The organism is Parabacteroides sp. MSK.9.14, from assembly GCF_019041495.1.
Taxonomy (GTDB): domain Bacteria; phylum Bacteroidota; class Bacteroidia; order Bacteroidales; family Tannerellaceae; genus Parabacteroides; species Parabacteroides merdae.
This window is the reverse complement of sequence record NZ_JAHPXO010000015.1, coordinates 61,479-75,517: the sequence shown is the minus strand read 5'-3', so window position 1 is coordinate 75,517 and position 14,039 is coordinate 61,479. Positions and strand designations below refer to the sequence as shown.

Here is a 14,039-nt window from a genome sequence, read left to right as displayed (position 1 = left end):
AGTTATGGGATTTAATGAATTTATGACGAAGCTGTTCGGCAATAAGTCGCAGCGTGACCTGAAAGAAATCACCCCGTATGTGGACAAGATCAAGGCCGTATATCCGTCAATCCAAAAGCTCTCGAATGACGAGCTTCGTGCAAAAACTGATGAAATCAAACAACGTATCCAGGATTACGTAGCCGATGAACGCGCTAAAGTGGAAGAACTGCGCAAAGGCATCGACAACAAGGAACTGGAAGAACGTGAAGCGATCTGGGCAGAAGTTGACAAGATCGAAAAGAATATCACTGAAAAGATGGAAGTGGTACTGGAAGAGGTACTTCCAGAAGTCTTTTCTATCATGAAAGATACGGCTCGCCGTTTTTCTGAAAACGAAACGATCGAAGTAACGGCAAATGACTTCGACCGTAACCTGGCTACCAAATACGACTTTGTGGAAATCAACGGCGACAAGGCCATCTATCACAACCATTGGGTGGCAGGTGGCAACGAAATCACCTGGGATATGGTCCACTACGACGTACAGTTGTTCGGTGGTGTCGTACTGCACAAAGGCAAGATTGCCGAAATGGCGACCGGTGAAGGTAAAACATTGGTGGCTACTCTGCCGGTATTCTTGAACGCATTGACCCGCAACGGTGTACACGTAGTAACCGTGAACGACTACCTGTCAAAACGTGACTCGGAATGGATGGGCCCGTTATATATGTTCCACGGACTGTCGGTAGACTGTATCGACAAGCACCAGCCGAACTCTGATGCCCGCCGTGCCGCTTACAATGCCGACATCACATTCGGTACGAACAACGAATTCGGTTTCGACTATCTGCGTGACAATATGGCGATCAGCCCGAACGACCTGGTACAGCGCAAACACAACTACGCCATCGTCGATGAGGTCGACTCCGTGTTGATCGACGATGCCCGTACACCGTTGATTATTTCCGGTCCGATCCCTCGCGGCGAAGAGCAGCTGTTCGAACAGTTCCGTCCGAACGTGGAAGTAGTCGTAAACGCACAGAAAGACCTTTGTTCCAAGATGCTGATCGAAGCCAAGAAGAAAATGGCAAGCAGCGATCAGAAAGAGGTGGAAGAAGGTTCTATCCAACTGTACCGTTCTTTCAAAGGATATCCGCGCAACAAGGCACTGATCAAATTCCTGAGCGAACAAGGCGTAAAAGCCCAGATGTTGAAGACGGAAGAATATTTCATGTCAGAAAACATGCGTCACATGCATGAAGCGACAGACGAACTGTACTTCGTGATCGACGAAAAAAATAACAGTATCGAATTGACCGATAAAGGTATCGACTTGCTGACCGGCAAGACCGATGATCCGACATTCTTCGTATTGCCGGATATCACCTCCCAGCTTTCCGAACTGGAACATATCCAAAACGAAGAAGAAAAACAGGCTAAGAAAGACGAATTGCTGGCCAACTATTCCGTCAAGAGCGAACGCGTACATACGATCAACCAGTTGTTGAAGGCTTACACTTTGTTCGAGAAAGACGACGAATATGTCGTGATGGACAACAAGGTCATGATCGTCGACGAACAAACGGGCCGTATCATGGACGGACGCCGCTACTCCGACGGTCTGCATCAGGCTATCGAAGCAAAAGAACGTGTGAAAGTGGAAGCTGCAACACAGACATTTGCAACAATCACCCTGCAGAACTACTTCCGCATGTATCACAAGCTGTCAGGTATGACCGGTACGGCAGAAACGGAAGCCGGTGAATTCTGGGACATCTACAAACTGGATGTTGTCGTAATCCCGACAAACCGCCCGATCGCCCGTAACGACATGAACGACCGCATCTACAAGACGAAACGCGAAAAATATAACGCCGTAATCGAAGAGATCGTCCGGTTGACCGAAGCAGGACGTCCGGTACTGGTCGGTACGACATCCGTCGAAATCTCCGAATTGTTGAGCCGTATGCTTACTATGCGTAAGATCAAACATAACGTCCTGAACGCGAAATTGCACCAGAAAGAAGCTGAAATCGTAGCGACTGCCGGACAGAGCAGTACGGTGACGATCGCCACCAACATGGCCGGTCGTGGTACTGACATCAAGCTATCGCAGGAAGTAAAAGCAGCCGGCGGTTTGGCCATCATCGGTACGGAACGTCACGAAAGCCGCCGTGTAGACCGTCAGTTACGTGGTCGTGCCGGACGTCAAGGTGACCCGGGTTCTTCCGTATTCTTTGTTTCTCTGGAAGACGATTTGATGCGTCTGTTCGCATCTGAAAAGATAGCCGGATTGATGGACAAATTAGGGTTCAAGGAAGGTGAAGTGTTGGAACACAGCATGCTGAGCAAATCTGTTGAACGTGCTCAGAAGAAGGTGGAAGAAAACAACTTCGGTATTCGTAAACGTCTGTTGGAATATGACGATGTGATGAACTCGCAACGTAACGTAATCTATACCCGCCGTCGTCATGCTCTGATGGGAGAACGTATCGGTCTGGACGTATTAAATACAATTTATGATACATCCGTTGCAATCGTCGACCAGCATGCCGATGGTGACTACGAAGGTTTCAAGCTGGAACTGTTCAAGACTTTCGCAATGGAATGTCCGTTCACGGAAGAAGAATTCAAGAACGGCAAAGCCGACAAGCTGGCCGATAAACTGTTCGATGAAGCGTTGCAGCTGTTCAAACGCCGCATGGAACGTATGACTCAGGTTGCCAATCCGGTGATCAAACAAGTTTACGAACATCAGGGTGCGATGTATGAAAACATCATGATCCCTATTACGGACGGTAAACGTATGTATAATGTTTCCTGCAACTTGAAAGAAGCTTACGAAACAGAAAGCAAAGCTATCACGAAAGCATTCCAAAAATCGATCGTCCTGCATACTATCGATGAAGCTTGGAAAGAACATTTGCGTGAAATGGACGAACTGCGTCACTCGGTACAAAACGCCAGTTACGAAAATAAAGATCCCCTGTTGATCTACAAGTTAGAGTCTTACAACCTGTTCAAGAACATGGTGGATATGATGAACCGTAAGACTGCTGCTGTCCTGATGCGCGGGCAGATCCCTGTTCGCGAAGAACCGACCGAAGAAGAAAAGCAGGCTATGGCTGCCCGTCAAGCAGCTATGGAAGAGGCTGCCCGTCAGCGTATCGCTATCCAAAGAGCTGAAGCCGAGCGCCACCAGGACATGAGCAAATATCGTACTGAGAAGACCGATATCTCCGGTAACAACAATCCGGAAGAACGTGCCCAGCAACAACCGCGCCAGGAACCAGTTCGCGCCGAAAAACGCGTAGGTCGCAACGACCCCTGTCCTTGCGGAAGCGGTAAGAAATATAAGAATTGCCACGGGCAAGGTTTATAATCCTATCCTGTAAGATCAAAACAAAGGCGGCTCTGAAGGTCGCCTTTGTTTTCTTTATAAATCTAAAAAAACATAAAATCCTTTTGTCTCTTACATTACACTTACTACCTTAGTCGAACTAATTTAAATATTACATTTAATCACCATGAAGAAAATTATCTTATTACTGGCTTTTTGCCTGAGTGTAGGCAATTTATTCGCACAAGATGCGAACGCAGACAAACTGCGTGAAGAAGGAGACGCAGCCATGACTGCAAAAAACTATCCCGAAGTTGTAGCAAAGTACAGCGAATACTTGAAACTTACAAACTATGAAGATGAAAGCCGTATCTTTAACTGTGCATTTGCAGCTTACAATGCCAAAAAGTATGACGATGCCATCAAGTTCTACGACATGGCCATTCAAAAGGGCTATAAAGCGGACGACGCCTATGTAGGCAAAGCGATGTCTTTGCGTAGTCAGGACAAAGCTGCTGATTTTACAGCAACAGTTGAAGCTGGTCTGAAAGCAAATGCCCAAAACGCAAACCTCGAAAAACTTCTGTATGCTTATTGCATGAAGAAAGGACAAGCAGCCCAGAAAGCAGGTAAGACAGAAGAAGCAGAAGAACTGTTCAAAGACGTATTAGTTGTAAGTAACGCCAAATATAAAGGCAATGCTCTGTACAGCCTTGGCGTTATGTTCTACAATGCAGGTGCAAAAATTCTGGCCGATGCCAACCCGATCGCAACATCCGATCCAGACAAATACGCTGCTGAAAAGAAAAAAGCAGATGCTCAAATGGCAAAAGCAAAAGGTTATCTGGAACAGGCAGTCGCTTTGAACGCAGCCGATGCTAATTCCAAAAAGATTCTGGATGCTATCAATGCTGCTGCAAAATAAAATATAACGCAATAATTAAAAAGAGGACTTCGGTCCTCTTTTTTTATTTATACAAAAAGCGAATCATATAAATCCGTACGACAGAGATCCGGCATAATATCAGCCACACTCGGAACAACTATCGACCGGTGTTTATTCAAATGTTAATCCTTTCCAAATCGTCCGGTACATAAACGGTTCCGGAGAATGCTTGTGCAGCTTCACGCATATAAGATTGCTTGCGGGTATCCAAGTTACGGTCTTCGGTGTGATATAAGACCAAATTCTTCACTCCCAATTCCGCAGCCAATCTCCCGGCGTCCAATGCCGTACTGTGGTGCTTCTTATAAGGTTGGAAAACTTCCCGATCCTCATACAAGCAAAAGGCTTCGCATAAAAGCCAGTCCGCATTTTCCACATAAGAGCGGTTTATCACATTATAAGGTTCGTCTCCCAGACAGACAAACGACTGTCCGTCCGGCAGCTGCGTTCGAAATCCGAACTGTTTTTCTTTGGTGGATGCGATATCGAAACATTGCAGGCATAAACCTCCGGCTTCAAAGGTCTCTCCATCCTTCACCTCACGAAACTCGACTGCGCTCCCGATCAATGCGACGATCTTTGCCGGCAGCAATTTCCGGCAGATCCAATCCAGCACTTCCAACACCTTATCATGTCCATACACCCGGAAAGTGCCCGTATATTGTCCGGACAGCATTTTCTGCATAACGATACGGACCATCCAGACAGCCCCCAATATATGGTCGGTATGAGCATGTGTCACAAACATATCATGTATCTCGCTTATCGCGATTCCCGCTTTCTCCAACTGTCCCAATATACCGTTGCCACCTCCGGCGTCGACCAGTAAGATGTTCTTTCCGGTCTTAATCGTGAAACAGGTGTTATAACATTTTGTAACGGTAGCATTACCTGTTCCGAGCATAGTCAGTTCAGTAGTCATATTTTCAATCATAAATGTAGGTTTATCTATATTTTATTACAGTTACTTATTATCATTCCGTCCGGTCAAGCCTGTAAGTCCGATACTACTCGAACAAAATTCTAAACCTCGTCAATCCGTCCGCATACGTCCTAAGAGAAAAAGAACAGTTGTGTTTTTGAAGCACTTCGCGGATAAAGATCAAGCCGATGCCCTGACCACCGCGTTTGGTGGAAAAGAAAGGGCTGAACAACTTGGCCTCCGTTTCCTTATCAATGCCTTTACCAGTGTCGGCAATCTCCAGGCAAACCGGATTACGGGAGGTACGGATATAAATCTCGCCATCGTGGCCGATCGCCTCGGAGGCGTTCTTGATGATGTTGACCAATACCTGTTCGAAGAGTGAATTGTCCAGATTGACAATCGGCGAGACGGAGTCCAGCTCCATCACGATCCGGATATTCCGGTTCAGACAGATCGTTTCCATAAAACGTTTGCAAGAAAAGACAACTGCATTCAGCGGCTGTGTCTTGGTTTGCGGCTCCGGTATGCGGACCACATCTGCAAAATTCGTGATAAAATGGCTCATACTGTAACAACGCTCTATCGAAACGCGCAAAACTTCACAAATATCTTCCGTATCCTGCATCTCGCTGAAGGTCGCTTCAAGCGTATCCAATGTAGAAGTAATGCCGGCAGTCGTGTTATTCACCTCATGGGCAATCATGCGGATCACCTTTTCATACGCTTTCTTTTCGGCCTTGAAGACCTCCTGCGTCAACATTTCCACCAGATAGAACGAATGATGGAAGCCACGGTCCACAAACGATGAATGCGTACATTTATAGATATTGGCATCGTTCAGGCGAACTGTCTGCGAATCATACAAGGGGATCGGCTCCAGCTCTGCCGCCAAAGGTGAATCCAATTCCGACAGACGCTTACCCACAATATCCGGCAAGGAAGAGATCCCCAACATCTTACGAGCCGCCGGATTAACCGAAAGGACTTCCTTATCGAGATTCAACATAATCACTCCCATCGGTGAAGCATTGATCAGCAGATCCAGAAAATGATTCTGTTCCCTTAAATGCAGTCGTTCGTTCTTCAACTGTTCCATCATCTTGTTGAATATATCGACAATACGATCTGCCTCCTTCTGTCCCACACGGCTCAGACGGGAACTGAAATCCTGTTCCTTCAACAGCTCCATACCGTTCCCAATGATATGAAGCGGCTTGATGATACGGCGATAGAACACAGACAAATAGAGAACCGTCAGAAGTACGAGTCCTTCCACCAAGAAGAACAGGGAAACCGATTCCGTATAGAAAGCATGATAGGTAATGATTGCCAATACAGACAACAGCAATGCAGTCAATATCCAAAACAGTCCTTTTATTCTCATCAGCCGGGACGATTTACTTGTCTACAGGTATATCATATTTCTCTAGACGACGATACAGAGCTGCCCGACTGATGCCGAGCGCCGTAGCAACGTGTGAAAGATTACCGGCATGTGTCTTCAGTGCCTGGAGAATCGTTTGCTTTTCCAACTCGTCCAACGTCAGGCCTTCAAGCGAAGAAGCAGCCTCAGCCTTTGCCGACAGCATCGTATGGAAGCACTGGCTCTCGAAGTCAGAGGCTTCCAAAACAGCCTTGCCTGATACCAATATCGTCCGTTCCACCAAATTCTTCAACTCACGGATATTACCAGGATAAGGCAGCTTTTGCAGGAAGGTCAAGGCTTCCGACGAAAAGCGGACGGTAGGCAAGCCGTTTATCTCCGATTGTTTGTCGGCAAAATAGCGTACCAACAGAGGAATATCGTCTTTACGCTCACGAAGCGCAGGTAGGTGGACGGTTATCAAGTTGATGCGATAAAACAAATCTTCCCGAAACATGCGCTCTACCACCATTTCACGCAGGTTACGGTTTGTCGCGCTAACCACACGGATATCGACTTTGCGAGGACGGCTATCGCCCAAAACCTCGAACGTCTGGTCTTGCAGAACACGTAACAACTTCACCTGACAAGACAGTTCGAGATCGCCGATTTCATCGAGAAAGATCGTCCCTTTATTTGCCATCTCGAAACGTCCGGTACGATCGATATAAGCATCGGTAAACGCTCCTTTCTTATGCCCGAACATCTCACTCTCGAAAAGGCTTTGCGAAAGTCCGCCAAGGTTGACCTTTACGAACGGCTCCTTCGCACGTGAACTGTTCGTATGAATCGCCTCGGCAATCAGTTCTTTGCCCGTTCCACTCTCTCCGGTTATCAGGACTGAAGCGTTGGTCGGAGCAATCCGGGAAACCGTCCCCAGCACATCCATCAACGGAGCGCTCTGGCCTATGATCTTGTCAAAATGAAATTTATTATCGGCATCCAGGCGGTTCAATGGCATTTTCTGCTCCTTCTTCTGTTCACTTAGTTCGATCGCCGTACGGATAGATTTCAGCAGTACGAGATTATTCCAAGGTTTAGTCACAAAATCGAAAGCTCCTGCTTGCATTCCCTGTACGGCAAGCGAAATAGATCCCCATGCCGTCATCAGAATAACCGGGACATCGGGCTGGAATACCTTCACCTGCTTCAGTAGTTGTATACCCTCTTCACCGGTTGTAGTCAGTGTAAAGTTCATATCCATCAGGATAAGCTGCAACGTCGTCTGGCGTACGACAACCAACGCCTCTTCCGGCCCCGGAACAGCTTCCGGTTCGAACCCGGCTCGTTTCAACAAGAAAGTTAGCGAAGAACGAACGGCAGCATCATCGTCTATTATCAAGATCATTGATTTATGATTTCAAATTTATGATTTATGATTTGCAAATTTATAGAATTAAATCAATCATCGCCTCACGATCTTCTCAAATTCCGCATCAAGAGTCTGGTCATTAATGAAATCATAAAGAGTGACACTGCGTATATTGTAATAGTAGTTCCAATAGTCGTACAATTCCTGGATATGCTTCTGTTTAGCCTCATCCTTAGATTGTTGCGCATCGTTCAGGTCCAGAATATTGATCTTTCCGATCATGAATGTCTCGATAGAAGTCTTGTAGCGCTTCTCGGCAATCACATCAGCTTCCTGAGCGATCTCCAATTGGGCAGCCTGGTTATTAAAGTTTTCCACCAACAGGAAAATATCCTGATTGAAACTGATTTCCTCCTGGCGAATCTTGGACAATGTCACATCGCGGTTAGATTCGGCAACCTTCACTTTGCCCCGGCGCTTACCCCAGTCGAGAATCGGGATCGTCATGCCGACTTCCACCACCTGGTTTCCCTTTAACCGGTGATAGGCAGCATCGAACGTATGGTCTTTTCCGGTATAACCGATCGTGGCAAAAAGGTTGATACTGCGGCGGTTTCCTTTGGCAGCCGCGACCTCGTAATCGGCTTCCAGCTGACGACGACGAATATTCTTGGCGAACGAATTGTTTTCCTGTGCTTTCTGTAACACAACCTCATAAATCATCCGTAGAGAAGGAGCGGACTCCGGCAGGATCGGCTCGATCACTTCCTGTTCGCTCAACCCCAAAAAAGCACGGAGCTGAAACATATTGGCATTGAGACCGGACTGCGCCTCAGTCAACTTCCCTTTCATCTGCAAGGCAGACAACTTCAGCTGCATCAGTTCACTCTCGGAGATATGACCGATCTTACGCTTGGCAACAGCTATCTCGTACAATTTATCGGCATTTTCAAGGTTCTGCCTGGCAATATGCAAGTTCTCATTCGCCAGCAACAAATTGAAAAAATAACCGATCGTGTTGATCGTCACCCCTTCCACACTCTCGATATAAGCGGCTTTCGCTTCCTGATAGCGTACAGGCTCAATACGCCTTTTCCATTTCTGATCGTTCACACCGAAAATCGGTTGCGTAAGCGTCAACCCGATAGGCACGCTCATATATTCGTTGAAAGCCCCTTTCCCCAACTGCCGGTTGAAATCGAGAGAAGAGTTCAACGATATCTTACCACCTGTCAAAGCTATATTCTGATCAATCGAAATCTCTCCGTTCAAGCCGAGCGAATTATTTTGGACAAAAGTGTACGAACCATCGGACTGCTGGTATTTGGTATACTGTTTACTATAAGCTGGAAGCGTCCCTTTGAAGTTTATCTCCGGTAACTGGTCGGCAACATGTGTACGGTATTCCCAATAGGCAGTTTTCAACTCGTTTAAGGCAACTGCAGCATCCACCGATTGCATTTGCGCCAAGTTAATCGCTTCTTTGAGGGTCAGCCTGACAGTATCTTGTTCCTGTGCCTGCAATCCGACATCCGATAACAGGAGAGAAATGATGGCTATATAGATCTTTTTCATCGTAATAAATGTTTTGCCCCACCATTGGCAAAAGCTATGCCAAAAAGATATATAACTGATTATCTGCAACATGTTCCAAACAACAGTGTCCGAAAATGAACATAGTGTCCGTTTTCGAAGTATTATTAGTATCTTTGTCTCGTTCTCTCAAAACAATAAATAATATGAAAAACAACGGCTTCACTTTCCGTAAACGACTAGCCAGTTTCCGGTATGCTTTTAACGGCATCCGTTTATTGATACAAAAAGAGCACAATGCGTGGATACATTGTTTTGCGGCTATTTGTGTGGTTATTGCCGGCTTTTTCTTCGGTTTATCCCAGACAGAATGGATAGCGGTCGTGATCGTAATCGGAGCCGTATTATCGGCAGAAGCAATCAATTCATCCATCGAATCATTGGCAGATTTAGTCTCACCCGAATACAACGAAATAATAAAAAAAACGAAAGACCTCGCGGCAGGAGCCGTCTTAATTATGGCAATAGCAGCCGCCATAGTCGGATCGATTATTTTTTTCCCTAAACTGGGATTCTGAATGACTATTTAAAAGAATAGTCCTTTATTTCATTGTTTTACAATTCTCTTTTCCTATATTTGTGCCATTATTAATTAAACATTAAAACAGGAGATTATGGCACGCACAGTAAATTATCCGAAAAGAGCGGAAAAAATTAAAGAAATGATTGATGATTTAGTAAAGGAAATGGGACATTCTCCACACAGAATGTCTAAAAAAGACAAAATCAAACTCATTGACATTGACTTTGAAAATATCGACGTTGTAACACTAATGCAAGTACAGGCACGTATCAGCCGCCTTATTCTTGAAAAAAGCAAATAAACGCAAATAAGACATATCTATAAATGAAACGAATTCTTACCCTGATTTTCATATTATTCGTTTGTTTATCGGGAAAGGCGCAGGAGGTTGAGATAAGCGGAAGCCGCAAGGCTGTCCGTACGTCAGGTGACGTGTTGGCGTTTGTAACGCCTGTAGCGAGTTTGACCACCGTATTGGTGTTGCAGGATTGGAAAGGATTGAAGCAAGGCGCTTTGGCAGGAGTTTCTACTATAGGTATGACATACGCCCTGAAATATCTGATCAAGAAAGAGCGACCGGACGGTAGCGACAAACATTCGTTTCCTTCCATGCACACCTCAGTTTCATTTACGGGAGCTGCATTCATCCAACGGCGTTATGGCTGGAAATGGGGAATTCCGGCCTATGCGATTGCCTCGTATGTCGGATGGAGCCGGACGTATGCCAAAAAGCACGACTGGTGGGACGTTGTGGCGGGAGCCGCTCTCGGAGCCGGAAGCGCTTACATTTTTACCCGTCCGTTTGCCACGAAGCATAACCTGTCTATCAGCCCTGTTGCGAGTGATAAACACTTCGGCATATATGCTTCCATGACATTTTAGAAAATTAAGCCCGGCTTCACAGAGATCATAAAGCCGGGCTTTTTCATACAAACAGTGAGCCATATTAAGCCTTGAGCTTTTGAAATCCAAACGATTATGGATAAAGAATTACCTGAATCAGCATTAGGCATCAAGCCTCCCAAGTCGTATATCCGCGTCAGCAAAAGTAATCTACCTGGCTACAAAGGCTATAAAGCCAGTGTCATCTTCCGCAGTACGATCGGCATTGAAACGATCGCCGAACGTATTGTCAAGAAAAGAAACGTATACGGTAAAGAAACCCTTGTCACGGCTTTCAATATAATCAAAAACGAAATCTATGAGGCCATCGAAGAAGGCTTTAACGTCGACTTCGGTTTCGGCCGTACGGAGATCACTGCAAGCGGTAGCTTCGAAAGCCTGGGCGAGAAGTTCAACCGCAAGAAACATACCCTCACGCCTTGTCTCCGTCCTTCGCCTCAACTGAAGCAGCGCACGGCACGCATCCCGGTCGAAAACATCACGCAGGAAACGTTCGCCAATGCTCCGCGTCCGGCCTATGTCAGCCTCAAGATCGAACCTCGCACTGCTGACAGCACCGAACCTTACAATCAGCTTCCTGCCGGACGCCATCCGTTCATCTCGATCTACGGCAGCCGCCTGACGCTGATGGGCGGCCTGCCCGGCGTCGGCGTCAGGCTCCGGTGCGTCGCTACCGATGAAGAATATTTCTATCCCTCCAGCAAGATGTCCGTCAACTCGGTGAACCGCCTTTGCTTCCCCACCGACATCGATTTTACGCCCGGTGAATGGGAAGCGATCATTGGTAGCCAGTACACTCCTACTTATCATTTATATAAGAAGGAACGTTACGGCTATCTCACCTTTACCGTTGTGTGACACCTCGATGGTTACCTGCATTGAGTATGCCTCATAGTTATGAGGCTTATTACCTCATAGGTTTGAGGCTACACACCTCACAGGTTTGAGGTTTATCACCTCATAGCAATGAGGCATGTCGGATGCAGGTAACCATCGAGCCTGCAAGATATCTGTGTTCAGAGAACTGCGCAACACTTTGCGCTCTTTACATCACCTGCCGCCCATCGAAGAAGCGCACGGTGCGTGAGGTCTGGCGCGCCTGCTCTTCGTTATGGGTGACCATGACGATGGTGCGTCCGTCTTCCTTGTTCAATTTGTGGAGCAATTCCATGACTTCGGCTCCCATCTTGGAGTCCAGGTTACCGGTCGGCTCGTCGGCAAGGATGATATCGGGGTTGCCGACGATGGCACGGGCGATGGCGACACGCTGGCACTGGCCGCCGGAGAGCTGCGTCGGGAAGTGGCGCATGCGGTGCGAGAGACCGACCTTTTCGAGCACGGCGACGGCGGCTTCACGGCGTTCCTTGGCGCTGACCTTACGGTAAAGAAGGGGCAGTTCGACATTATCGAGTACGTTCAGCGAATTGATCAGATGGAAAGACTGGAAGACGAAACCTAACTTCTGGTTACGGAACTCAGCCAGTTGCTTGTCATTCATATTGATCGTATTGATTCCGGCAATCTCGACCGTGCCGGAAGTCGGAGCGTCCAGTAGCCCGATGATGTTCAGCAACGTAGATTTACCACAACCGGAAGGCCCCATGATACTCAGGAATTCTCCCTTATTGACCGTCAGGTTCACGTTCTCCAGGGCAACCGTCTCGATTTCTTTCGTCCGGTAGATCTTCTCAAGATTTGTAAGTGTTATCATAATCGTTATTGTTTGTTGTGGACAGGGTTAAGAGACTGCCCGTTGTTATTATATTCTTTCGTATATGCTTCCAATCGGCAAATTGCGTATCAAAAGGAGTAAATCACTCATAATGCAACGCCTCCGCCGGAGCCAACCGTACCGCCTTGCGTACCGGGAACCAGATACCTATACAGATCATGACCCCCATCAGAAGATAGGTAAAACCGAAAGTCATGAGAAAACGCATAAATGTAAGCGGTTGGCGGTAAGAATCGAGCTGGTCCATATAAACCATATTAAAGGCAAAGATGATCAACAAGGGCAATGTAAAGGCAAGCAAACAAAGTCCCTCGGTATACATATAGCGTTCCAACGTGATACGGTGAGCCCCCAAAGCCATCCGGAGCCCGATCTCTCCTTTGCGGTTCTGCATACGAAGCCAGAAAGTGCCGATGATACCAAAGAAGACATTTACCAACATAAAGACCATCAAGGAGATTTTGTTATTCGCCTCCCGTTCTTTCTGACTCAATTGCTGTTCACGGAAAGAGGAGATCGGGGTAATGCCGTAGACATAAAGATTGTTGACCTTCAGCCTCTCTCCCATTCCGTCCAGGAACAGGTTCATCTCGTTCTGCGTATAAGGACGTTTCATCCGAACACAGAACTCTGCGCTGCTGGCACCGAAGCTACTGACAGTTGAATTGTAAGTTTCACCTTCCAAGCACTGGAAATAAGAGGCTTCCGGACGTTCGTATTCGTTCGTGCGGATGGAAGTGGAAACCGCAGCGATCTCGGATGACAGATCATGACCGCCATGATACACGCGACGACCGACAATATTCGGGGCACCGTGATAGAAACCTTCCGCCATTTCCGGTGTGATCACAATCACGTTATGCCGTCCGGCAACCTTGTCGTAGACCGGTTCTCCGTCGACCGTCCGGATACGGAAAAGGCGGAAATATTCCGGTGTGACATTGCGCATTTGGAACGACTCCATATGGGCCGCATAGATCGTGTCGCCATCCACCGGCTTGACTTCCCTCCAGGAATTGCCGTTCGAATAGGGACAAGAATAGAAAGTGACACAAACATCCTCCACTTCCGGGTTCTGACGGATCTGAGTCATCAACCGCGTCAAATCTTCCGGATCGGACGAATGATAGAGAGAATCAGGCATGTAGCCCGGCGCCTTTGCATCCAAATCGCTTAACTTAAAACGCCATACGTTTCCGATATCGAAGCCTAAAGGAGCATGATATGTCCGGTAATCCACCCAGAACGTATCTATCATCATCCAGAGCACTGCAGCCACCACCGCCAACTCTGCAAATATCCAGCCGTTGCTGCGGCGCTGGTTCCACATTATCTTTAAAATATGTCTGATCATTGTATT

12 protein-coding genes are annotated in these 14,039 nt (G+C 47.0%); 6 read left to right on the top strand and 6 right to left on the bottom strand.

Features of this window, described 5'->3' with window-relative positions; translation table 11 throughout:
- The first annotated feature begins 4 nt into the window (after positions 1-4).
- Together secA and KTG12_RS09800 are read left to right on the top strand one after the other, a co-directional pair.
- Positions 5-3,364, top strand: a complete 3,360-nt coding sequence (secA, locus tag KTG12_RS09805; RefSeq protein ID WP_005636340.1) for a preprotein translocase subunit SecA — start codon at positions 5-7, stop codon at positions 3,362-3,364.
- Positions 3,365-3,509: 145 nt separating this feature from the next.
- Positions 3,510-4,247 carry a hypothetical protein gene (locus tag KTG12_RS09800; protein WP_005636339.1) on the top strand — a complete coding sequence of 246 codons (738 nt, stop codon included), beginning with the start codon at positions 3,510-3,512 and terminating at the stop codon, positions 4,245-4,247.
- A 136-nt stretch (positions 4,248-4,383) separates the two neighbouring features.
- On the opposite strand, the gene KTG12_RS09795 is transcribed toward KTG12_RS09800, so the two are convergent.
- The 4 genes from KTG12_RS09795 to KTG12_RS09780 form a co-directional block, all read right to left on the bottom strand.
- Entirely contained in the window at positions 4,384-5,202 is an 819-nt protein-coding gene (locus KTG12_RS09795) for an MBL fold metallo-hydrolase (RefSeq protein ID WP_005651037.1), read from the bottom strand.
- Between the two features lie 73 nt (positions 5,203-5,275).
- Entirely contained in the window at positions 5,276-6,577 is a 1,302-nt protein-coding gene (locus KTG12_RS09790) for a PAS domain-containing sensor histidine kinase (RefSeq protein WP_005651035.1), read from the bottom strand.
- A gap of 13 nt (positions 6,578-6,590) precedes the next feature.
- Positions 6,591-7,964, bottom strand: coding sequence for a sigma-54 dependent transcriptional regulator (locus KTG12_RS09785; RefSeq protein ID WP_005636330.1), 1,374 nt, complete (start codon positions 7,962-7,964; stop codon positions 6,591-6,593).
- A 57-nt stretch (positions 7,965-8,021) separates the two neighbouring features.
- A complete protein-coding gene (locus KTG12_RS09780) occupies positions 8,022-9,503 on the bottom strand; it encodes a TolC family protein (RefSeq protein WP_005636328.1) in 1,482 nt (493 codons plus the stop codon).
- Between the two features lie 164 nt (positions 9,504-9,667).
- Between KTG12_RS09780 and KTG12_RS09775 the strand changes: the two genes are divergently transcribed.
- The 4 genes from KTG12_RS09775 to KTG12_RS09760 all read left to right on the top strand — a co-directional run bounded on the left by KTG12_RS09775 (position 9,668) and on the right by KTG12_RS09760 (position 11,805).
- Positions 9,668-10,039 (top strand): diacylglycerol kinase family protein, encoded by a 372-nt coding sequence (locus KTG12_RS09775; protein WP_081582788.1) that lies wholly within the window; start codon positions 9,668-9,670, stop codon positions 10,037-10,039.
- A gap of 96 nt (positions 10,040-10,135) precedes the next feature.
- A complete protein-coding gene (locus KTG12_RS09770) occupies positions 10,136-10,345 on the top strand; it encodes a hypothetical protein (protein WP_005636325.1) in 210 nt (69 codons plus the stop codon).
- 23 nt (positions 10,346-10,368) lie between these two features.
- Entirely contained in the window at positions 10,369-10,926 is a 558-nt protein-coding gene (locus KTG12_RS09765; protein WP_005636323.1) for a phosphatase PAP2 family protein, read from the top strand.
- A gap of 96 nt (positions 10,927-11,022) precedes the next feature.
- Entirely contained in the window at positions 11,023-11,805 is a 783-nt protein-coding gene (locus KTG12_RS09760; protein ID WP_005636317.1) for a DNA-binding domain-containing protein, read from the top strand.
- Positions 11,806-11,992: 187 nt separating this feature from the next.
- Here KTG12_RS09760 and KTG12_RS09755 read toward each other — a convergent pair whose 3' ends face one another.
- Positions 11,993-12,658: an ABC transporter ATP-binding protein gene (locus tag KTG12_RS09755; protein WP_005636316.1), complete on the bottom strand. Its 666-nt coding sequence runs from the start codon at positions 12,656-12,658 to the stop codon at positions 11,993-11,995.
- A gap of 103 nt (positions 12,659-12,761) precedes the next feature.
- Positions 12,762-14,033: an ABC transporter permease gene (locus KTG12_RS09750; protein ID WP_138272742.1), complete on the bottom strand. Its 1,272-nt coding sequence runs from the start codon at positions 14,031-14,033 to the stop codon at positions 12,762-12,764.
- Positions 14,034-14,039: the final 6 nt, after the last annotated feature.

Coding starts and splice junctions, on each gene's coding strand:
- KTG12_RS09775 (WP_081582788.1), top strand. CDS start 9,668: ATGAAAAACAACGGCTTCACTTTCCGTAAACGACTAGCCAGTTTCCGG.
- KTG12_RS09790 (WP_005651035.1), bottom strand. CDS start 6,577: ATGAGAATAAAAGGACTGTTTTGGATATTGACTGCATTGCTGTTGTCT.
- KTG12_RS09800 (WP_005636339.1), top strand. CDS start 3,510: ATGAAGAAAATTATCTTATTACTGGCTTTTTGCCTGAGTGTAGGCAAT.
- KTG12_RS09755 (WP_005636316.1), bottom strand. CDS start 12,658: ATGATAACACTTACAAATCTTGAGAAGATCTACCGGACGAAAGAAATC.
- KTG12_RS09750 (WP_138272742.1), bottom strand. CDS start 14,033: ATGATCAGACATATTTTAAAGATAATGTGGAACCAGCGCCGCAGCAAC.
- KTG12_RS09760 (WP_005636317.1), top strand. CDS start 11,023: ATGGATAAAGAATTACCTGAATCAGCATTAGGCATCAAGCCTCCCAAG.
- KTG12_RS09795 (WP_005651037.1), bottom strand. CDS start 5,202: ATGATTGAAAATATGACTACTGAACTGACTATGCTCGGAACAGGTAAT.
- secA (WP_005636340.1), top strand. CDS start 5: ATGGGATTTAATGAATTTATGACGAAGCTGTTCGGCAATAAGTCGCAG.
- KTG12_RS09765 (WP_005636323.1), top strand. CDS start 10,369: ATGAAACGAATTCTTACCCTGATTTTCATATTATTCGTTTGTTTATCG.
- KTG12_RS09780 (WP_005636328.1), bottom strand. CDS start 9,503: ATGAAAAAGATCTATATAGCCATCATTTCTCTCCTGTTATCGGATGTC.
- KTG12_RS09785 (WP_005636330.1), bottom strand. CDS start 7,964: ATGATCTTGATAATAGACGATGATGCTGCCGTTCGTTCTTCGCTAACT.
- KTG12_RS09770 (WP_005636325.1), top strand. CDS start 10,136: ATGGCACGCACAGTAAATTATCCGAAAAGAGCGGAAAAAATTAAAGAA.